At 68.0% G+C, this 20,706-nt stretch carries 14 protein-coding genes; 7 read left to right on the top strand and 7 right to left on the bottom strand.

Annotated features, from left to right (window positions below; translation table 11 throughout):
* Nucleotides 1-82 precede the first annotated feature (82 nt).
* Complete coding sequence (gene cysS, locus BRESU_RS08340; RefSeq protein ID WP_013269100.1) at nucleotides 83-1,492, bottom strand: cysteine--tRNA ligase; 1,410 nt, start codon at nucleotides 1,490-1,492, stop codon at nucleotides 83-85.
* A gap of 153 nt (nucleotides 1,493-1,645) precedes the next feature.
* Between cysS and folE the strand changes: the two genes are divergently transcribed.
* Nucleotides 1,646-2,260: a GTP cyclohydrolase I FolE gene (folE, locus tag BRESU_RS08335; protein WP_013269099.1), complete on the top strand. Its 615-nt coding sequence runs from the start codon at nucleotides 1,646-1,648 to the stop codon at nucleotides 2,258-2,260.
* Nucleotides 2,261-2,408: 148 nt separating this feature from the next.
* Nucleotides 2,409-2,852 carry a biopolymer transporter ExbD gene (locus BRESU_RS08330; protein WP_013269098.1) on the top strand — a complete coding sequence of 148 codons (444 nt, stop codon included), beginning with the start codon at nucleotides 2,409-2,411 and terminating at the stop codon, nucleotides 2,850-2,852.
* Nucleotides 2,853-2,915: 63 nt separating this feature from the next.
* Here the strand turns inward: BRESU_RS08330 and BRESU_RS08325 are convergent, their stop codons facing one another.
* Entirely contained in the window at nucleotides 2,916-4,376 is a 1,461-nt protein-coding gene (locus tag BRESU_RS08325; protein WP_013269097.1) for a mannitol dehydrogenase family protein, read from the bottom strand.
* The gene (uxaC, locus tag BRESU_RS08320) at nucleotides 4,373-5,788 is read right to left on the bottom strand and encodes a glucuronate isomerase (protein WP_013269096.1); all 1,416 of its coding nucleotides are present in this window, start codon (nucleotides 5,786-5,788) and stop codon (nucleotides 4,373-4,375) included. The genes BRESU_RS08325 and uxaC overlap by 4 nt, the downstream gene beginning before the upstream one ends.
* 264 nt (nucleotides 5,789-6,052) lie before the next feature.
* On the opposite strand from uxaC, the gene BRESU_RS08315 reads away from it, so the two are divergent.
* Nucleotides 6,053-8,503 (top strand): TonB-dependent siderophore receptor, encoded by a 2,451-nt coding sequence (locus BRESU_RS08315; RefSeq protein WP_013269095.1) that lies wholly within the window; start codon nucleotides 6,053-6,055, stop codon nucleotides 8,501-8,503.
* A 124-nt stretch (nucleotides 8,504-8,627) separates the two neighbouring features.
* A complete protein-coding gene (locus BRESU_RS08310) occupies nucleotides 8,628-9,695 on the top strand; it encodes a LacI family DNA-binding transcriptional regulator (RefSeq protein WP_013269094.1) in 1,068 nt (355 codons plus the stop codon).
* Here BRESU_RS08310 and BRESU_RS08305 read toward each other — a convergent pair.
* The 4 genes from BRESU_RS08305 to BRESU_RS08290 form a co-directional block, all read right to left on the bottom strand.
* Nucleotides 9,655-10,902: an MFS transporter gene (locus BRESU_RS08305; protein WP_013269093.1), complete on the bottom strand. Its 1,248-nt coding sequence runs from the start codon at nucleotides 10,900-10,902 to the stop codon at nucleotides 9,655-9,657. The two genes, BRESU_RS08310 and BRESU_RS08305, sit on opposite strands and share 41 nt — an antisense overlap.
* Complete coding sequence (locus BRESU_RS08300; protein ID WP_013269092.1) at nucleotides 10,877-11,854, bottom strand: ROK family protein; 978 nt, start codon at nucleotides 11,852-11,854, stop codon at nucleotides 10,877-10,879. The genes BRESU_RS08305 and BRESU_RS08300 overlap by 26 nt, the downstream gene beginning before the upstream one ends.
* Complete coding sequence (locus BRESU_RS08295) at nucleotides 11,851-13,671, bottom strand: alpha-amylase family protein (RefSeq protein ID WP_013269091.1); 1,821 nt, start codon at nucleotides 13,669-13,671, stop codon at nucleotides 11,851-11,853. Before BRESU_RS08295 ends, BRESU_RS08300 begins: the two co-directional genes overlap by 4 nt.
* 73 nt (nucleotides 13,672-13,744) lie before the next feature.
* Nucleotides 13,745-14,854, bottom strand: a complete 1,110-nt coding sequence (locus tag BRESU_RS08290) for a CaiB/BaiF CoA transferase family protein (RefSeq protein WP_013269090.1) — start codon at nucleotides 14,852-14,854, stop codon at nucleotides 13,745-13,747.
* Between the two features lie 597 nt (nucleotides 14,855-15,451).
* Between BRESU_RS08290 and BRESU_RS08285 the strand changes: the two genes are divergently transcribed.
* Genes BRESU_RS08285 through BRESU_RS08275 form a run of 3 tightly spaced genes read left to right on the top strand, consistent with a single transcriptional unit; the run spans nucleotide 15,452 to nucleotide 20,282 of the window.
* Complete coding sequence (locus tag BRESU_RS08285) at nucleotides 15,452-17,017, top strand: ShlB/FhaC/HecB family hemolysin secretion/activation protein (protein ID WP_245528620.1); 1,566 nt, start codon at nucleotides 15,452-15,454, stop codon at nucleotides 17,015-17,017.
* Nucleotides 17,018-17,067: 50 nt separating this feature from the next.
* Entirely contained in the window at nucleotides 17,068-19,512 is a 2,445-nt protein-coding gene (locus tag BRESU_RS08280; RefSeq protein WP_041762298.1) for a two-partner secretion domain-containing protein, read from the top strand.
* Nucleotides 19,513-19,514: 2 nt separating this feature from the next.
* Nucleotides 19,515-20,282, top strand: coding sequence for a hypothetical protein (locus tag BRESU_RS08275; RefSeq protein ID WP_013269087.1), 768 nt, complete (start codon nucleotides 19,515-19,517; stop codon nucleotides 20,280-20,282).
* Nucleotides 20,283-20,706 lie beyond the last annotated feature (424 nt).

The raw sequence follows: 20,706 nt of genomic DNA, 5'->3' as shown, positions 1-20,706 counted from the left end.
GTGCACGAAGGCCCCCTCCGTCTCCTCCGCTTCGCTGCGGAGCCACCTCCCCATCGCTGCGCGACAGGGAGGAGACGGCCGACTACTCCTTCAGCCGCCAGGTCGCCCCTGTGGGGCCGTCCATCACCACCACGTTCAGCGCCGTCAGCCGGTCGCGGATGCGGTCCGCCTCGGCCCAGTTCTTCTCCGCCCGCGCGGTGACCCGCTCCGCCAGCAGGCCCTCGACCTCGGCCTTCAGCGCGTCGTCGGCCCCGCCTTCGAACCACTGGTCCGGCGTGGACAGAAGCACACCCAGGATACGACTCGACGCCAGCAGCTCGGCCTTGGCGATGCCCACCGCATGGTGGTCACCGGCCGTCATGGCCCGCTCGATCTCGCTGGACAGGGCGAACAGCGTGGCCATGGCTCCCGGCGTGTTCAGATCGTCGGAAATGGCGGTCAGGAATTCCGGCGAGGGCATGTCGCCCAGCGGCGCGACGGCCTCGGCGCGGCGAAGGGCCCCGTAGAGCCTGTCGAGGTTTTTCCGCGACTGATCCAGCAGGCTCTGGTTCCAGTCCAGCGGCTGGCGATAGTGGGCGCTCAGCAGGGCCCAGCGCACCACCTCGCCCGGGATCGTCTGCACCAGATCGTGCAGCAGCAGGACGTTGCCCACCGACTTGGACATCTTCTCGGCGTCCACCGTCAGGAAGCCGTTGTGCATCCAGTAGCGGCTGTAGGCGTCGTGCGAATCGGCGTCGTGCGCATGGCCATGGGCGCAGACGCCCTGGGCGATCTCGTTCTCATGATGCGGAAAGACCAGATCGATGCCGCCGCCATGGATGTCGATCGGCAGGCCCAGGGTCTGTTCGATCATGGCCGAGCATTCGATATGCCAGCCGGGCCGACCGTCGCCCCACGGCGATGGCCACGACGGCTCGTCGGGCTTGGACGGCTTCCACAGGACGAAGTCGTGGGGATTTTTCTTGTAGGGCGCGACCTCGACGCGGGCCCCGGCGATCATGTCGTCCAGGTTCCGGCCCGACAGCGCGCCATAGGACGGATAGCTGGAGACGTCGAACAGCACATGGCCCTCGGCGGCATAGGCGCAGCCTTGGTCCATGATCTCGCCGATCTGGCGCACGATCGCGTCCATGTGCCCGGTCACGTGAGGCGCGATGTCGGGCGGCGTGACGTTCAGCGCGCTCATGTCGGCCAGATAGGCGGCCTCGTAGCGGGCCGTGACGTCTCCGATCGGCACGCCTTCCCGGTGCGCCTTCGCATTGATCTTGTCGTCCACGTCGGTGACGTTGCGGGCGTAAATGACGCTCTCGGCCCCGTACTCGCGCCGCAGCAGCCGCACCAGGACGTCGAACACGACCGGCGGACGGGCGTTTCCGATGTGGGCGAAATCGTAGACCGTCGGTCCGCAGACGTAGAGCGTCACCCGCTCGGGATCGCGCGGGACGAAGGCCCTCTTCTCGCGGTGCAGGGTGTCGTGAAGGAAAAGCGTCATTATGAAGCGGAGCCGTTCGGATTCTTGCGGGATTGGGTCTTGCTCCCATATAGCCGTGTCAGCCGGGCGAACAGCCGTGGTTACGAATAGGGAGAGCGACGCGCGTCAATCCGGGGCCATCGTCCCGGCGCTACTGGTCGCTGAAATCATCTTATGGACGCCAACGCCTCCAGGCCGACTCTCGTCGGCAACGATCATCTGACCCGTCCGACCCGCGAGGAGGCCCTGGCGGCCGTGCGGACCCTGATCGCCTGGTCGGGCGACAATCCCGACCGCGAGGGCCTGCTGGACACGCCCAAACGGGTGGTCGACGCCTACGGGGAATGGTTCGAGGGCTATACCGCCGATCCGGCCAAGGAACTGAGCCGCACGTTCGAGGACGTGCAGGGCTATGACGACATGGTGCTGCTGCGCGATATCGAGGTCGAGAGCCACTGCGAGCACCACATGGCCCCCTTCCTCGGCAAGGCCTATGTCGCCTATCTGCCGACCGAGAAGGTCGTCGGCATCTCCAAGATCGCCCGCGTGGTCGAAATCTTCTCCAAGCGTCTGCAGACGCAGGAAACCCTGACGCAGGAAATCGCCGGCGCGCTGGAAGATCACCTGTCGCCCGCCGGCGTCGCCGTGCTGATCGACGCCGAGCACCAGTGCATGACGACCCGCGGCGTGCACCACCGCCACGTCTCGACCATCACGACGCGCTTCACGGGCCAGTTCAAGACCGATCCGGCCCTGATCGAGCGCTTCCTGAAACTGGCCAAGGGCTGATCTTCGCGCGGCGCGTGAAAACCGCGCCGTCGGAACCGGAACAGGCTCGAGACCGCTTTACAAGCCGGACGCCAGACGCCAGAAACCGTTCGAACCGTATAGCGTTGCTCGTGGCCCGTGGCCGGAGCCTGCATGGAGAAGACATCATATGGCTGCCAAGCTCTCAGGCCCCGGTGGACAGGGTGGCAAGACCATCGAGCAGAACGCGGACATCAACGTCACGCCGTTCGTCGACATCATGCTGGTGCTGCTGATCATCTTCATGGTGGCCGCGCCCCTGGCCACGGTGTCGATTCGCCTCGACCTGCCGCCGGCGACGCCGCCGAGCCCGGATGATGTCCAGAAGGAGCCGGTCTATATCTCCATCCAGGAGTCCGGCTCGATCTTCATCGCCGACCAGCAGACCACGATCGAAACCCTGGTGCCGGACGTGTGCGCGGCTCTCGGCGGCGGCAACCCGGGCTGCAAGGAAGAGCGCGTCTTCGTCCGCGCCCAGCCGGAAGTGAAATACAACCAGTTCATGGAAGTCATGAACGCGCTGCAGGACCAGGGCTTCTACAAGGTCGGCCTGCTGAACGAAGACATCACCTAGTCGGCCTCGCCTTCAAAGGATCAGGGCCGCGTCTCGAAAGAGGCGCGGCCCTTTTTCTTGTCTTCAGCCCAGGGTCGCGACGACGCCGCGCGATTCGAGGCCGGCGAGGGCGTCGCCGACGGCGGTGATGAAGCGAACGTCGCCGCCGAGGCGGGACGGGACGACCGCGGACAGGCCGGCGATCGCACGGACCCTGTCCGCCGCGGATCCGGTTCCGGCCAGGGCCTGCCCAAGGACGTCTGCCAGGGGGTCGTCGACGACATGGGTCTCGCCCGTCTCGGCGACGCCGTCCTGCCACCGGATCCAGCCGGCGACGGCCATTGCCAGGGCCTCGATCCCCTGCCCTGCGGCCAGCCGGTCCGCGATGGTCGCCAGCAGGCGCTGCGGCAGCTTCTGGGAGCCGTCCATGGCGATCTGCCGCGTGCGGTGCTGCAGGGCCGGGTTCCGGAAGCGGGCCATCAGGTCCCGCCGGTAGGCCGCGACGTCCAGGCCCGGCGGCGGGCTCAGCGTCGTCGCGGCCTCATCCCACAGGCGTTCGACGAAGGCGGCGAAGGGCGGTTCGGCCACGACCTGGTGCACGAACGCATGGCCGGCCAGACCGCCCAGATAGGCGATGGCGGAATGGGCGCCATTCAGCAGCCGCAGCTTGGCGTCCTCCCACGGCGCGACGGCATCGGTCAGCTGGACCCCGAGGGCCGCGAAGTCCGGGCGCGGGCCACAGAAGCGGTCCTCGATCACCCACTGGGTGAAGGGTTCGGTCTTGACCATGCCGGGATCCTCGACCCCGAGCCGCGCCGCCAGCGACGCGACGTCGTCCGGCGTGGTCGCAGGCACGATGCGGTCGACCATGGTGGCCGGAAAGGCTCCCGCCTCGGCGATCCAGTCGGCCAGCGCCGGATCGATTCGCCCGGCCATGCCGAGCACGGCGGACCGCACCCGCGCGCCGTTGTGCGGAAGGTTGTCGCACGAGACCACGGTGAAGGGCGGCAGTCCCCGCTGCCTGCGCCTGGCCAGGGCGGCGACGAGGAAACCCGGCGCCGTCCGGGGCGCGACGGGGTTCGCGATGTCTGCGACGACATCGGGGTCGGTCTCGATCAGCGATCCGGACGCGGGGTCGAGGCGATAGCCCTTCTCGGTCACGGTCAGGGTGACGATGTGGACCTGCCGCGAGGCCATGGCCTCGACGACCGCACCGGGGTCCTCGGGCGCGACCAGCACGCCCTGGACCGCGCCAATGATCCGGATGCGCTCGACGTCGCCGTCGCGAACCAGAACGCTGTAGAGGCCGTCCTGGGGCTGCAGCTGGTCGCGCACGCCCGGAGACCGCAGCGACACCCCCAGGATGCCCCAGCGCATGTCCCCGGACCGCAGGGCGTCGTCGAACACCACGGCCTGATGGGCGCGGTGAAACGCCCCGATCCCCAGATGGACGACGCCAATCCGCACGGACGAACGGTCATACCCCGGCCGTTCGACCTGGGCGGTCAATCCAGCCAGCGTCGCGTTCGAAAGGCGTCCCGTCACAGCCGGTAGGCCGCCTTGACCAGGTCGTAGGTCAGGGCGCGGGCGAGATCGTGCGCCTCGTCCTCCTCCAGCCGGTGCTCGACCACCAGCCGGGCCAGATGTCCGCAGTCCATGCGCCGGGCGACGTCGTGGCGGGCCGGGATCGAGAGGAAGGCCCGCGTGTCGTCGTTGAAGCCGACGGTGTTGTAGAAGCCGGCCGTCTCGGTGGCCTGTTCGCGGAACCGGCGCATGCCCTCGGGGCTGTCGTGGAACCACCAGGGCGGACCCAGCTTCAACGCCGGATAGTGGCCGGCCAGAGGGGCCAGCTCGCGGCTGTAGGCCGTCTCGTCCAGGGTGAACAGGATGATCGTCAGGCCGGGTTCGGACCCGAACCGGTCCAGCAGGGGCTTCAGGGCGCGGACATAGTCGGTCTGCGTCGGGATGTCGGCTCCCTTGTCTCGGCCGAAGCGGGCGAAGACGGCCGCGTTGTGATTGCGGAACGAGCCCGGGTGGATCTGCATGACCAGTCCGTCGTCAAGGCTCATCGCCGCCATTTCGGTCAGCATGTGACCGCGGAACAGCTCGGCCTCGGCCGCAGACACGGGACCGGCCGCGACCCGCGCGAACAGGGCGAGAATGTCGGCATCGGACAGGTCGGCGGTAAAGGCGGTCGGGTGTCCGTGGTCGGTCGAGGTGGCGCCGTGGGCGGCGAAGAAGGCCCGGCGGTTCCGCAGCGCCGCGCGGTAGCCGTCCCAGGTCCGGGCGTCCTCGCCGGTGATCCGGCCGAGTTCATCGAGGTTGGCGTGAAAACCCTCGAAGTCCGGGTCCAGCACCGGGTCGGGGCGGAAGGCGGTGACCACCCTGCCCTTCCAGCCCGAGGCCTTGATCGCGGCGTGGTGATGCAGCGGATCGAGCGGGCTCTCGGTCGTGGCGATCAGCTCGATGTTGTAGCGCTCGAACAGGGCGCGGGGCCGAAAGGCCTCCGTCTTCAGGGCTGCGTCGATGACGTCGTAATAGTGATCGGCCGTCCCGGCCGACAGGCGGACATCCAGACCGAAGGCCTCGGCATAGACCCAGTCATGCCACATCCGCGAGGGCGTGCCCCGGAACAGATGGTAGCGCTCGGCGAACCGACGCCAGATGGCGCGGGGATCGGTCTCGACCGGGCCGCCGTCGGCACGCGGCACGCCGAGGTCCTCCATCGGGACACCCTGACTGAACAGCATGCGAAAGACGTAGTGATCCGGCGTGATCAGAAGCTCGGCCGGATTGGTCCAGGGCGCATTGGTGGCGAACCACGCCGGGTCGGTGTGGCCGTGCGGACTGACGATCGGCAATCCGGCCACCTCGGCATACAGGCGGCGCGCGATCGAGCGTGTGTCGGGCTCGGCCGGAAAGAGGCGATCCGGATGAAGATGCAGCGGCTGGGGCATGGGCAGGCGATCCACGAACGGGCTGGCCAGAATGCCGTCCCGCAGACCTTCAGCCTATCTCGACACCGGTGTCAGGGTCCAGTTGCGAACGGCCTGTCCATCCGTCAGGGTCCGAAAAAGGTAGGACGCCCGCGGGTTTCGACCCAACCTCCAGCCAGGCAGCCGCAGTGGGCATGCAAACGATTGTTGCAATCGATTGCATTATAGCTTAGCTGTTCGGGCTACGGGCCCGGATGAGAGGCTCGGGGACATGGGGAAGATACGATGAAACGCACCGGAACCGTCTGCGCCGCCGCCTTGCTGGCCGCGCTGAGCACCAGCGCCTTTGCGCAGAGCACCGCGCCGCAACAGACCGAGCAGGAAGCGAGCAACCTCGACGAGATCGTCGTTACCGCGGTCGCCGGCTCCAGCACCACGTTGCGCTCCAGCGTGTCGGTCACAACCCTGAATGCCGAGGCGGTCGAGGATCTGGCCCCGCGTTCGACGGCTGAAATCTTCCGCAGCATCCCGGGCATCCGGTCCGAATCATCGGGCGGCGAGGGCAATGCCAACATCGCCGTGCGCGGCCTGCCGATCTCGACGGGCGGAGCCAAGTTCCTGCAGATCCAGGAGGACGGTCTGCCGATCCTGGAGTTCGGCGACATCGCCTTCGGCAACGCTGACATCTTCACCCGCTATGACGCGACCATCGCCCGCGTCCAGGCCGTCCGGGGCGGCTCGGCCTCGACCTTCGCATCCAACTCCCCGGGCGGCGTCATCAACCTGATCACGGCGACCGGTAGCCAGGAAGGCGGCTCGCTGTCCCTGACGCGCGGAATCGACTTCGACTCGACGCGCGGCGACTTCCAGTACGGCGGCCAGATCACTGACGACCTGTACGGCTCGGTCGGCGGCTTCTATCGCTCGGGCGAAGGCGCGCGCGACGCCGGCTACACCGGTGAGAGCGGCGGCCAGATCCGGGCCTCGCTGACGCGGGAGTTCGCCAACGGCTATCTGCGCCTGAGCGCCAAATATCTGAACGACCGGGCGATCGGCTATCTGCCGTCGCCTATCCAGGTCACCGGTACCAACAGCGACCCGAACTGGGGGCCGCTCTCGGGCTATGACGCCTCGTCTCAGACGCTGCATTCGGCCCTGTTCCAAACCAGCCCCGGCCTCGACGGTGACAACGGTCCGCGCGTATCCGACATCAAGGATGGCATGCACCCGGAGGTCCTGTCGGTCGGCATCGAGGCCAGCTTCGACATCGGGTCGGGCTGGACCCTGACCGACCGTTTCCGCATCGCCTCGGCCTCGGGCCGCTTCGTCTCCCCCTTCACCGCGGGCACGGGCTCGCCCACGACGATCGCCGCCGGCATCGGCGGCGCAGGATCGACAGCCCGCTACGCCAATGGCGCCAACGCCGGCCAACTGGTCCCGGCCAACGCCAACGGCAACGGCCTTCTCGCGCAGATCGTGCTGTTCGACACCGAGATCAACGATTTCGGCAACATGGCCAATGACCTGAAGCTGGAACGCGAGTTTCAGGCCGGTGGCGGCACCCTGAAGACGACCTTCGGCTACTACCGCTCCAGCCAGACGATCGACATGGACTGGCTGTGGAACTCGTTCGTGCTGGAAGTGAAGGGCGACAACGCCGCCCTGGTCGACGTGTTCAACTCGGCCGGCGTCAAGCAGACCCAGAACGGCCTGGTCGGCTACGGCGCAACCTTCTTTGGCAACTGCTGCCGCCGTTCCTACGACACCGAATACACGATCGACGCCCCCTATGCGGCGTTGAGCTGGGAAAGCGGCGACCTGATCGTCGATGGCTCGGTCCGCTTCGACAATGGCAAGGCGACGGGCAGCTTCGCCGACGGGATCGTCACCACCCGAGACATCTCGGGCGATGGCATCATCCAACGGCCGGAAACCCAGGTCACCCAGATCGACTTCGCCAACACCAAGCCGGTCGACTACGACTGGAACTATTTCTCCTATTCGGTCGGGGCCAACTATCAGCTGAACGCCGACACCGCCGTCTTCGGCCGGGCCAGCCGCGGGGGCCGGGCCAACGCCGATCGCCTCCTGTTCGGGCCGGCCATTCTGGCATCGGGCGACATCCGCAGCAGCGACGCGGCCGTCGACATGGTCGATCAGTACGAAGCGGGCGTGCGCTATCGCAACGGGGCCATCCAGCTGTTCGCCACGGCCTTCCTCGCCAACACCGAGGAGACCAACTTCGAAGCCACCAGCCAGACCTTCACCGACGCCGAATACGAGGCCAAGGGCATCGAGGTCGAGGCCTTCTATCGCGCCGGCGGCTTCGATTTCTCCGGCGGGGTGACCTACACCAAGGCGGAAATCACCGCCGATCGACTCAACCCCGCCAACGTCGGCAATACACCGCGTCGCCAGGCCGACTGGGTGTTCCAGGGCACAGGCAGCTACACCTGGGGTGCCTTCCGGGTCGGGGCCAACATCGTCGGCACGACCGACTCGTTCGCCCAGTTCGACAACCAGCTGGTCCTGCCGGGCTACGTGATCGTCAATCCGTTCGCCAGCTATGACCTGACCGAGGATCTGGCCCTGACCCTCAACGTCAACAACGTGTTCGACGAGTTCGCCGTCACGGAAAGCGAGGAAGGCTCGATCGTGCCGAACACGACGAACATCCTGCGCGCCCGGACGCTGAACGGCCGGACCGCCAGCGTCAGCCTGCGCTACCGCTTCTAGAACCTCCTGACCGCCGCGAGCGACAGCGGCGACCCCTGACGCGCGGTCCGGCCCCATCCGGATCGCGCGTCTTTCTTTGCCGACGCGATTTGACCCCGGTCGCGCGACAACGCAAAGCGATGCAATGAACGACAAGACGGCCAAGATCGGAAGTCTGGCCGATCTGGCCAGGATCGCGGGGCTCTCGACCTCCACAGTCTCGCGCGCCCTCGCCGGCAGTCCGCTGATTCGCCAGGAGACCCGCGAGCGGGTCGCCGCCCTGGCCCGGGAGCACGGCTATCGGCCCAACGCCATCGGACGCAACCTGCGAACGGGCAAGACCCAGGCCATCGCCGTCATCCTGCCGCTGGGCCACGAGATCGGACAACCGGTGTCGGATCCCTTCTTCATCACCCTGCTGGGACATCTGGCCGACGCCCTGACCCGCCACGGCTATGATCTCCTGCTGTCGCGGGTGATCCCGTCTGACGACGACTGGCTGGCCCGGATGACGGATTCCGGGCGGGTCGACGGGGTGCTGGTGATCGGCCAGTCGGATCAGATCGAGACCATCGATGCCATCGCCGCGCGCTATATGCCGCTGGTCGTGTGGGGGGCGGTCTTTCCCGGACGGGTCCAGTGCACTGTGGGGACCGACAACCGTCTGGGCGGCGAGATTGCGACGCAGCACCTGCTCGATGCGGGCCGGCGACGGCTGGCCTTCTTCGGCAATCCAGATTTCCCGGAGCTGGGCGAACGCTATCAGGGGTTCCTGGCGGCGCACCGGGCGCTGGGCATATCACCGCCCGCCCACGTCCTGCCCGTCCATCTGACGCCCCAGACCGCCTATGAGACGATCGGAGAGTTTCTCGACTCAGGCGCAGCCATCGACGGCGTGGTGGCGGCAACCGACATCATCGCCATGAGCGCCATACGCGCCCTGACGGAGCGCGGTGTTTCGGTGCCCGAGGATGTGGCTGTGGTTGGCTATGACGATCTGGAGATCGCCATCCACGCCTCCCCGGCCCTGACGACGATCCGGCAGGATCTGCACGCCGGGGCCGAGGCGATGGTCGATCTCCTGATGCGGCGTCTGGGCGGCGAGGCGGCCCCCTCCGTCGTGCTGCAGCCGGAACTGATCGTGCGCGATTCGGCCCCCGGCGGCCTGACGGCTATCCGGCGGAGCCCACCTCGTATTCCCGGTCGTCGTTGACGGCGAGACGCGCCGCTGCCGGGTCGAACAGACGATTCAGCAGCAGCGCCAGGAACAGCACCAGAGCGAAGCCGGTGGCGAGGACGAAGCCGTACTGGGCCCCGCCGAACGCGTCGCTGACCGCGCCCATGGCCAGGGGCGACACGACCGCGCTGACGCAGGTGAAGAACAGGATCACCCCCGCCACGGCCCCGTGCTGGACCTTGGGAAAACAGCTGATCCCCTTGGAGTTCAGGGTCGGATAGATCACCGACATGAACAGACCGGACAGTGGCAGCAACCAGACCGCCGCGCCCCGACCCCCAGCCAGCGCCCCGGCGAAACAGATCAGGATCGCCAGACTGCACACCACTAGTACGGTCGTCCAGGCGAACCGTCCCAGCAACCACGCGCCCAGGAACCGGCCGGCCGCGCGCAACACGAAGAAGATCGAAAGCGCATAGGTCGCGATCAGGATTGCGGGCCCGCGATAGTCCGCCAGCAACGTCGGCATCCAGACATAGATGGCCGTCTCGACGCCGACATACAGCATCGTGCCCAGGCTGAAGGCCAAGGCATAGGGATTGCTCATCATGGCCAGGGTCGCCTTCAGGTCCGCGGGCTTCTGCTGGCCAAGGACCGGCCGCGGATAGCGGACCGCGCTGGCCGTGGCGATCAGTAGGACGGCCAGGACCCCGGCGATGACGTAGAGCCATTTCCACGACGCGCCCGAGGCCAGCAACGCCGCCACGACGGCCGGCCCGACAATCGCGCCGACGCCGAAGAAGCCCTCCACGGTGTTCATGGTGGCCGTGTGGGAGCGGGTCGAGGTCGAGATGTCTCCGATCAGGGCGAGGGCGGCCGTCTTGAACACACCGATGGCCGCACCCGACAGGAACAGCAGCATCACGAAGAAGCCGAAGCTCTGGCCGACGGCGAAGAGGAAGGCCGTTGCGGCGAACAGGGCGAGGCCGAGGATGATCGCCCGCTTGCGTCCCAGACTGTCGGCCAGGAATCCCAGCATCAGCCCGGCAAGGGCGATACCGCTCATGGTGGCGTAGTGAAACGACCCCGCGGCCGTCATGCCCAGATCGAACTCCTCGATCACGCGCGGAATGATCACGCCGACCGAGTCGGTCGTCATCGCGAACATCATGAACATCAGATAGGTCAGGGCCTTTATGACCCCGATGTTGCCGGGTCTATCCGTCGGGCTGGCGGCGGTCATGGGGGTCTTCCTCCAGAGTGCCTTGGCTCGCCGGACCGTCCGGGGCCTTGGTCGTTTGGGATGTGTCGTGGAGCGCCCGCGCGAGGGCGATGGCCCCCAGGACGCCGGACCGGTCGCCGAGCGCCGGCGGCACCAGAAAGGTCTCGATGGCCCCGGCGGACGCAAGATGCGGCAGATACCCGCCGAGCTCGTCGCGCAGACGCAGCCGCGTCGCCGCCAGCACCGTCGGGTGACTGCCGACGCCCCCTCCGATGACAATTCGCCGAGGTGCTGCCACGAAACACAGCGTGGCCATGGCCTGGGCCAGATAGTCCGCGACCAGATCCCACACCGGATCGTCGGCGGTCAGGGTTTCACCCCGTTGCCCGGTCCGCTTCGCGAGCGCGGGCCCGCTGACCAGACCCTCCAGACAGTCGCCATGGAAGGGGCAGACGCCCTCGAACGGATCACGCGCGGGATCTCGGCGGACCTTGATGTGGCCGGCCTCCGGATGAAGCGCACAGTGAAGAGGCATGCCATTGACGATCAGGCCCACGCCGACGCCTGTCCCCACGGTGACGTAGGCGTGATCGCGCAGACCCTGCGCCGCCCCCCAATGCCCCTCCCCCATCGCCGCACCCGCGACGTCGGTGTCGAACGCGACCGGGACACCGAAGGCCTCGGCCAGCCTCGGGGCGATCACGGCACCGGTCCAGCCCGGCTTTGGCGTCGGAAGGATCCGGCCCCAGTCGGGGGCGGCGCGATCCAGGCGCGCGGGTCCGAAGGTGGCCACGCCGATCCCTTGAAGCGTCGTGTGCGCCGCGACACCGGCGATCAGTCGCTCGACCTCGGCGAGGGTCTGATCGGGCGTGGTGGTCGGGATCCGGATGGGGTCGGACAGGTCATCCGGCCCGCTGCCGAAGCCGACCATGACCTTCGTTCCGCCCAGTTCGACCCCCGCGAAGACGCTCATCCCGTCACCAGCCACCGAACGGCATAGGGGGCCAGTCGTGCCATATCGTCATTGTCCGCCAGTCCCAGGACGTCCTGCGCACCTGAATACCCGTGCGGAACGGTCACCGACACGATGCGGTCGCTCATGTTCGCGAGCAAAAGGAACCGCCGGGTGCCTTCGTCCCGCGTGAAGGCCAGGACCGCCGGATCGCCCGCCGCACAGGGGATGGCACGACCGGAGACGCCCAGATCGTTCAGTCGACGGGCGGTGGCACCGAGGTGGCTCAGGGTGTCGAACAGCATTTGTTCGACCGTGCCCGGCTGATCCCGCAGGCCTGCCCGGGTCCAGTCCATCAGCGGCCGGTGCAGCCAGCGTCCGTCAACGGCCCGCAGGGGATCTTCGGCAAAGGCCTGGTCGTTCGTCAGGCCGATCTCGTCGCCCATATAGATCAGGGGCCAGCCGTCGAGGCCGTAGATGGTGGCATACAGCAGGATCAGACGGCGCGCCGGCAGGCCGGTCGGTGACGGATCGTCTTCCAGCCCGGCCAGTGAGGCCGCCATGCCGTTGGTGGACGGTACGCCCCCTTCCGCCGTCTGGAAGGCGCGCCCGTTCGAGAAACTGTTCGCCCCGCCCCCACCATAGAACCGCGACCACCGCGCCAGATCCTCGGGTGGCGCATAGTCCGCCAGGGCGTTCCAGATCAGGTCGTCGTGACAGCGCACATAGTTCAGCCAGTTGGCCCCGTCCGGCCGCGCCGAGGCTGCGGCGATCAGTTTCGCGGCGATCCCCGCATCGCCATCGGCCAGGGCACCCCAGAGCGCCGTCATCACCCCGTTGCTGTAAGCCAGGTCGCATCCGGGGGATTCCTGTCCGAAGAACGGCAGCACATCCTCCAGACCCTCGATGGCCTCAGCGATCAGAACGACGGAGGGGGCGACGATGGACAGAGCGGCACGCCAGGCCTCGACGATCCAGTAGACCTCGGCTTGATTGCGGCAGGTGGTGCCCGGCCGTTTCCAGAGGAAGGGCGCACTGTCGAGGCGAAAGCCCTGAACGCCCTTGCTGGCCAGGTACAGAAGCACCTCCAGCATCTCGGCGAAGACGGCCGGGTTGGCGTAGTTCAGGTCCCATTGAAACGGATAGAAGGTCGTCCAGACGTGGCCGCCCATCTCGGCGTCCGGGGTAAAGCTGCCCGGGGCCGTGTCGGGGAAGACGTCGATCAGGTCCTCTTCCCACCGGGCGACGTCGTCAGGATTTTCGACCGTGATGTAGTAGTCGCGGTAGCGAGAATATCCGGCGCGGGCCACGACGGCCCAGGCGTGTTCTCGTGCGGTGTGATTGCAGACGACATCGAGGATCACGCCGATGCCGTGCCGCTGGAGTTCCGTCGCGAGCGCCTCCATCTGATCCATGTCGCCGAGACGCGGATCGATTTCGCGATAATCCTGGACCGCGAACCCGCCGTCGCTGTCGCCGGGCCGTGGACGCAGAAGGGGAAGCGGATGCAGCCACTTGACCCCCAGCGCCTTCAGATAGTCCGCCCGCGCCGCCAGCCCGGACAGGTCGGCGTCAAACCGGTCGACGTAGAACGTATAGATGGACTGGCCAGAGGCGGATCGCGCTCCGGGATGAGCCTCGACCGCGGCATCCAGCGCCTTCAGGTCCGGCCGCCGCGCGGCCAGATGTTGGGACAGGCTGGCCTCCAGGCCTGAAAGGACGTCGTTGCAGGCCGGATGGTCGCCATACACCTTCCGGAATCGCGCCCGGAGAACCTGCCAGCGTCGATCCGACTCCGGCGTCGGGCGGTCGGCTGGGGTCTCGGCCATCTGGGTCATGAAGGGGTCGTTCGCATCCGGAATAAGCGAACACGCTAGCACCCCGCCCACCAAAAATGCAATCGATTGCAGATCAGCCTTGCAGCGGCGGTCCGCTGGCCCATCTCGCGATTGCCTCATCGACCGTGAGCGCACCGGATTTGGCGGCGATATGCCCCTCCCCGTCCGAGAACCGCGGCGCGGGCGCGGGCTGACGCACCGCGTTCACGGTCGGAAACACGCCACGGTCGCGGTTGTGCGGGTGGTCCGCCGCCTCGGCGAAGCTGAGCACCGGTGACACGCAGGCGTCCACGCCCTCGAACACCTCGGCCCAGGCGTTGCGCGACCGGCCGGCGAAGGCGGCCTCGAAGGCGGCCTGCATCTCTGGCCAGATGCTCCGGTCGTGCTGGGAGAACCGGTCCCGCGCGATGCCCAGACCATCCAGCAGCAGGGCGAAGAACTGGGGCTCCAGCGCGCCGACCGCGACGTGGCCGCCGTCGGCACAGGCATAGCAGCGATAGAAGGGCGCGCCGCCGTCGATCAGGTTGGAGCCTCTCTGGTCGTTCCAGAGGCCGCTGGCGATCATGGCGTGGAACATGCTGGACAGGACGGCCGTGCCCTCGACCATGGCCACATCGACCGTCTGCCCCCTGCCGGTCGCGCGCGCGCTCATGACCGCCGACAACAAGCCCACGACGGCGAACATGGCCCCGCCCCCGTAGTCGCCCAGATAGTTCAGCGGTGGCACGGGCGGCCGATCCGCCTCGCCCATCGCGTGAAGCGCCCCGGTCAGGGCGATGTAGTTGATGTCATGCCCGGCCCTGGGCGCCAGCGGACCGGTCTGGCCCCAACCCGTCATCCGCACGAACGCCAGCTTCGGATTGGCCTCCAGACAGACGTCGGGGCCGAGGCCCAGCCGCTCCATCACCCCCGGCCGAAACCCCTCCATGACCGCGTCGGCGCGGGCGATCAGATCCAGGACGGCGGCCCGGTCCTCCTCGCGCTTCAGATCGACCTCGACATGGGTCCGGTTGCGATGGAGCACGGTACCGCCGATGTCGTCCCACACCCTGGCCGCACCGGCCGGGCGCGCCACGCGGATCACCTCGCAGCCGAGGTCGGCCAGAATCATGCAGGCCAGGGGCACGGGGCCGATGGCGTCGAACTCGACGATGCGAAGGCCGGCCAGAGGTCCATGCGACATCACGCGCTGCAGGCCCGCATCATTTCCATCCCTGGGTCAAACGTCCGAAAGCCCGGGTTTTCTAGCGGTCTTTTTCCGATTCAGACAGGCGTCAGACGCGGCGCGCGTCTTCAGGCCCCCGGCGTCGCCCGCGGCACACTGCAGGCTTTCACGTAACCATAAGAACCCAAACGATCAGACCTGAAATTGATTAACCATAGTCGGACGTGAGCACCTGAGGCCCTGAGCGACTGCCAAAATGCCTCATGTGAAAGAATACACTGTGACGTTGTGCGCACGGTGCAACCATTTGCGCCCTACCCCATTATGTGTGCGTCACTGAGTTCATCGAACACTGGCCTCTTTGCCAGATTCTGGCGGTGACGCGCATAGCCTTGGCTTTGCGTGTCCCCAATCGGGTCCGTTCTGCAGACTTCCCTGGCACGCGGTGCTTCCCTGCTGCTCGGGAACCGGCGCGTCCTGATTCACGCGGCGGCGACCGAGACAATCGTGATGAGACTTAGCCTTTTGACGGCTGCCCTGCTTGGGGTGGCCGGTTCCGCGCACGCGCAACAATCCGTTCCGAGCGCCGGCAGCCTCCTGCAACAGATCCCACCGGTGGTCCGGCCCGAACCTCGCAGCGGTATCGACCTGGTCACGCCTGACCAGATCCGTGAACCGGTCGTCGAGGGGGCCCGGGTCCATGTCTCGGCCGTACGGGTAACCGGTGTTACCCTCTTCGCGGAGCAGGACCTCGCTGCCCTGACCGGCATCTCGCCCGGCAGCGACCTGACCCTGGCCGAACTCCGCAACGGCGCGGCGGAGATCACCGACTTCTACAACGACAAAGGCTACTTCCTCGCCCGCGCCTATCTGCCGGCGCAGGAGATCAGCGGCGGCCTGGTCACCATCGCGGTCACCGAAGGCCGGTACGGCACGATCGCGGTCCGCAACGGCTCCCGGCTCGACGACGGCGTCGCCGCCGCCATTCTGGATCGGCCCGCTCTGCAAACCGGGGAAGTGGTCACCATCCGGCCGCTGGAGCGGGCGCTGCTGCTTCTGTCGGACACCCCGGGCGTCGTTGCGAACTCCACCCTGTCACCGGCCGCCCGGCCCGGAGCCTCCGACCTGACCATCGAGCTCGCCAACGCGCCGTTGATCTCGGGCAGTCTGGAGGCCGACAACGTCGGCGACCGCTATTCGGGCCGCTACCGGTTCGGCGGCTCGCTCAACCTCAACAACCCCACCGGTGCCGGGGATCTGGCAAGCCTCCGGGTCCTGACGTCGGGCGAGGGCCTGGGTTATGGCCGTGCCAGCTATCAGCGGCCGCTGGGCGAGGCGACGATCGGAACGGCCTATACCCACGTCGACTACACGCTCGGCGAGGAGTTCACGGCCCTGGATGCCGGCGGGTCGGCCGACATCTTCGGCGTCTTCGCCAGCTATCCGATCCTGCGCTCGCGCCGGGCCAACGTCTCCGTCTTCGGCAGCGTCGACCACAAGCGGCTGAAGGACGACATCGGGCTGGTTTCGCAATCGTCACGCAAGACCATCGACGCGGTCGGACTGGGACTGCGCGGTGACGCACTGGACGCCTTCGGCGGCGGCGGGGCGACGTCCTGGTCGCTGATCGGCACCGCCGGGTCTCTGGACATCCGCTCGCCGCTCGAACGGGCCGCCGACGCCGCGACCGCCGGGTCGCAGGGCGGGTTCGGGAAGCTGCAGTACAGCCTGGCCCGCAGCCAGACCCTCGTGGGGCCGCTGTCGCTCTACGGCGCGCTGCGGGGCCAGGTCGCGTCCGGGAATCTGGACACGACCGAGAAGATGCAGCTCGGCGGTGCCTATGCCGTCCGGGCCTACCCGGAAGGTGAGGCCTACGGCGACGAGGGCTATGTCGCCACCGTCGAGACCCGGCTCGAGCTCGACCGGTGGACCCCGGCCCTGCCCGGCCGTCTGCAGGTCTTCAGTTTCGTCGACTGGGGCGAGGTGGATGTGGCCCAGAGCCCCTGGTTCGCCGGCTCCAACCATGAACGTCGCAGCGGAGCGGGCGTCGGCCTGGTCTGGCAAAGCCCTTCCGACCTGATCGTCAGGACGACCTGGGCCCGCCGGAACAACGACCAGAGGGTCACCTCGGGTCCCGACCGCCGCGACCGCTTCTCCTTCCAGATCGTGCAGCTGTTCTGATGGCGGATTTCGCCCGAGCCGCCGCGCCGCACACCCCCAAGGATTCCGCCATGACCCGCCTGCACAGTCTGATCTCCGGCCTCCATGGATGGGGTCGCCCCGCCGGACGTCGCACCGCCCTCTCCGCCTCGACCGTTCTCACGCGGCTGATCTCTCCGGCCGCCCTCGGGCTCGCCGCAGCCCTGTCCATGGGAACAGGCGCCACCGCGCAGACCCTGCCCACCGGGGGCGTGGTGTCTGCCGGCACGGCGACCCTGTCCACCAGCGGCAACACGATGACGGTCAACCAGTCCAGCCAGACCGTGGCGATCAACTGGCAGAGCTTCTCGATCGGCACCGAAAGCAACGTCGCCTTCGTCCAGCCGGACACCACCTCGGTGGCCCTGAACCGGGTGCTGGGGGCGGATCCGTCCCTGATCATGGGCGGGCTGACGTCGAACGGTCAGGTCTTCCTGATCAATCCCAACGGCATCCTGTTCGGCCGCAGCGCCCAGGTGAACGTCGGCGGCCTGGTGGCCTCCACCCTCGCCCTCAGCGACGCCGACCTGATGGCCGGTACCCTTCGCTTCTCCGGAACGGGCGGATCGGTCGTCAACGAGGGCGCGATCACCAGCGGCGGGGGCTACGTCGCCCTGCTGGGCGGGCAGGTGGCCAACGACGGCGTGATCCAGGCCCGCCTCGGGACCATCGCCCTGGCCGCCGGCGAGGCGATCACCCTGGACTTCGCCGGCGACGGCCTGCTCAAGGTCGCGGTCGACACCGGCGCGGTCGGCACCCTGGTCCGGAACGGCGGCCTCCTGCAGGCGGACGGCGGATCGGTCATCATGACCACCCAGGCCGCCGGCACCCTTCTCAACACGGTGGTGAACAACACGGGCACCATCCAGGCCCGCACCATCGGCAATAGGGACGGCGTCATCCTCCTGCTGGGCGACATGAGCAGCGGCACGGTGACGGCGGGCGGCTCTCTCGACGCCAGCGCGCCCGACGGCGGCGACGGCGGCTTCATCGAAACCTCGGCCGCCACGGTCCGGATCGCCGACGGTGCCCGCATCACCACCCAGTCCTCCGGCGGAACCACCGGAACCTGGCTGATCGACCCCCAGGACTTCACGGTCGGGGCGGGCGGCAACATCTCGGGCGAGACCCTCTCGCGACAACTGGTCACCACCAACGTCACGATCAGCACCCTGACGGGCGCGGGCGCAGCCCTGCCCGGCAACGGCGCCATCCACATCAATGACGCGATCGCCTGGTCCGCGTCCGGCACGCCGACCACCCTGACGCTCAACGCCAATCGCGACATCAACATCAATGCGCCGATCACGGCCACGAACGGCAATCTGGTGGCCTGCTGCGGCCGGGACGTGAACGTCAACGCCCCGATCGTCACCACGCGCGGCAGCGTGCTGCTGAATGCGGGCCAGGACATCCGGGTGTTCCACGCCATCACCACGACGGACGGCAACATCGCCCTGTGCGCCGGGCATGACGTCCATATCGACGCCGCGGTCACCCTGACGCGGGGATCCACCATTCCCGCGCAGAGCCTCGGCCTTCCGGTCGGTCTGACCCTGATCGCCGGCTACAACGCCAGCGGGCCCGGGGTGGACGGGGGCACGATCATCTACGGGGCCCTCACCCCGCCCACGACCGTCACCGTCGCTCCGACGACCATCAGCTACAATCCGGTGTCCTATGCCGCGCCGACCGACTTCGGCATCCATTTCGTCCGCACCGAAGGGGCAACCCTGACCCAGCGCATGCTGCTGTTTCCCGAGGGCGGGCGCGTCGCAGACGGCACCACGGCGACGACCCTGACCGGGTTCCGCACCACGGCCCTGTCGGGGACACCCGCCGGCGTGAGCCTGGTCGCGGGTCCCGGCGCCACGGCCGCATTCGACAGCGTCGACGCCGGCACCGACGTCGGCATCACCTACAGCGGCTACAGTCTGTCGGGTGCCGACGCCGCCCGGTACGCCCTGGCCGGGCCCTGCTGCTCGGCGGGCTTCCGGACCCGCAGCACGATCACCCCGGCAGCGGTCATCACGCCCCCTGTGGTCGTTCCGCCCGTCGTCGTTCCGCCGGTGGTGGTCCCGCCCGTGGTGGTGCCTCCGGTCGTCACCCCGCCCGTCGTGACACCGCCGGTCGTCGTGACGCCCGTGGTCACGCCGCCGTTCGTGACTCCGGTCTTCCCGGTGATCCCGACGTCTTCGACGCCCGTGTCGGGAAACGACCGACCCGTGCCTCCCGGCGAGGGACTGAACCTGGTGATCGTGGACTTCCCGCCCCCGGCCTCCCCCTTCCCGCCCGTCGATGTCCCGGTGCCCACACCCCCGGTGCCCGAGGTCCCGGCGACCCCCGTCCCGCCGACCGGCCGGGATATCCCGCCGCCCGCCGCGGAGACCCCGCCCGACACGACCACGCCCTATCTGGAACAGCCCAGGCCGATGGCGCCCGCGCCCATCCGTCCGCCCAAGCAGGATCGAAACTGATCGTGGCCGTCTTCCAGGCCCACGCATCCGCCCGGAACAGGGCAGCGGCCCGAAAGCCGCACGCGACCGGCGTGCAGGTCCTCGGCCTGGGGGGCGCGGCCAGTCTGGCGGCGCTCGGGTTCGGCGGACCGGCCGCCGCCCAGGGTGGGGGGGCGATCCCACGCCCCCCCGTCGCCGAGACGTCGACGAGCCTCCAGGCGTTGCGGACCTGGGTGCTGGCGACCGGCGACAACCACGGCCGGCCGTTCGTGATCGTGGACAAGATCGACGCCCGGGTCGCGGCCTTCGACCCGGCGGGGGCGATGCTGGCCTCGGCCCCGGTTCTGCTCGGCCTCGCCCGGGGCGACGACTCGCCTGCAGGGATCGGTGACCGGGCCCTGGCCAGCATCGGTCCGGAGGACCGGATCACGCCGGCGGGCCGCTTCGCCGGGGAACTGGGCGAAAATCTCGCCGGCAGGACCGTCCTGTGGGTCGACTACGATGCGGCGATCTCGCTGCATCCCGTCGCGACCGCTGTTGTCTCCGAACGCCGTCAGGCCCGGCTCGACAGTCCGGCGACCTCGGACAACCGGATCTCCTACGGCTGCATCAATGTGCCCGCGGACTTCTATTCGGCCGTCGTCCTGCCGATGTTCAGGGACGCGCCGGGGGTGGTCTACGTCCTGCCGGAGACCCGATCGCTGGACGCCCAGTTTTTCCACGGCACCGCAGCGCCTGCCGATCCCGGACGGGCGAGCGCGTCCCTGCAGGGCGACAGCCCGGACCTGTGACATAGGCCACGGCCCTCGCGGCGGCCCATCCCTGCCGCCGGGACCCGTCAGGCGATGCCAGAGCGTCCCGGACGCCCGAAGCCGCTCATTCCCACTCTATTGTTCACGGGACCAGAAGGCGCTGATTTATCAGCGCCTTTTCTCTGACCTTCGCGACATACCGACTGCGGTACCGTCGCGAAAACAAAGCTGCTGAAAAGAAACAAGATTTTGATGTAGATAAAATTCCGGTGATGCCGCGGTCTATCGGGAGGCGCCGGCCACGGCCAAGACTGCAAGGCGCAGCCAACCCCAAGCTCAGAGCCCTCCTAATACCGACAAATCCATACCGACATGAGCGGCAGTCGTGTGAGACGATACCGTCATTTGGATGATCGGCCAACGTCGTCAATGCGCCAGGATCGGACTTCACGTGACGCCGCGA

The organism is Brevundimonas subvibrioides ATCC 15264, assembly GCF_000144605.1.
GTDB classification, from domain to species: domain Bacteria; phylum Pseudomonadota; class Alphaproteobacteria; order Caulobacterales; family Caulobacteraceae; genus Brevundimonas; species Brevundimonas subvibrioides.
The sequence above is the reverse complement of the archived record's forward strand: the minus strand, read 5'-3'. Positions and strand labels throughout refer to the sequence as shown.

Excerpts from the sequence above, each read along its gene's own strand:
- BRESU_RS08300 (WP_013269092.1), bottom strand. The coding sequence starts at position 11,854 with ATGAGCGTCTTCGCGGGGGTCGAACTGGGCGGAACGAAGGTCATGGTC.
- BRESU_RS08280 (WP_041762298.1), top strand. The coding sequence starts at position 17,068 with ATGACCCGCCTGCACAGTCTGATCTCCGGCCTCCATGGATGGGGTCGC.
- BRESU_RS08305 (WP_013269093.1), bottom strand. The coding sequence starts at position 10,902 with ATGACCGCCGCCAGCCCGACGGATAGACCCGGCAACATCGGGGTCATA.
- folE (WP_013269099.1), top strand. The coding sequence starts at position 1,646 with ATGGACGCCAACGCCTCCAGGCCGACTCTCGTCGGCAACGATCATCTG.
- BRESU_RS08330 (WP_013269098.1), top strand. The coding sequence starts at position 2,409 with ATGGCTGCCAAGCTCTCAGGCCCCGGTGGACAGGGTGGCAAGACCATC.
- BRESU_RS08310 (WP_013269094.1), top strand. The coding sequence starts at position 8,628 with ATGAACGACAAGACGGCCAAGATCGGAAGTCTGGCCGATCTGGCCAGG.
- uxaC (WP_013269096.1), bottom strand. The coding sequence starts at position 5,788 with ATGCCCCAGCCGCTGCATCTTCATCCGGATCGCCTCTTTCCGGCCGAG.
- BRESU_RS08290 (WP_013269090.1), bottom strand. The coding sequence starts at position 14,854 with ATGTCGCATGGACCTCTGGCCGGCCTTCGCATCGTCGAGTTCGACGCC.
- BRESU_RS08315 (WP_013269095.1), top strand. The coding sequence starts at position 6,053 with ATGAAACGCACCGGAACCGTCTGCGCCGCCGCCTTGCTGGCCGCGCTG.
- BRESU_RS08295 (WP_013269091.1), bottom strand. The coding sequence starts at position 13,671 with ATGACCCAGATGGCCGAGACCCCAGCCGACCGCCCGACGCCGGAGTCG.
- cysS (WP_013269100.1), bottom strand. The coding sequence starts at position 1,492 with ATGACGCTTTTCCTTCACGACACCCTGCACCGCGAGAAGAGGGCCTTC.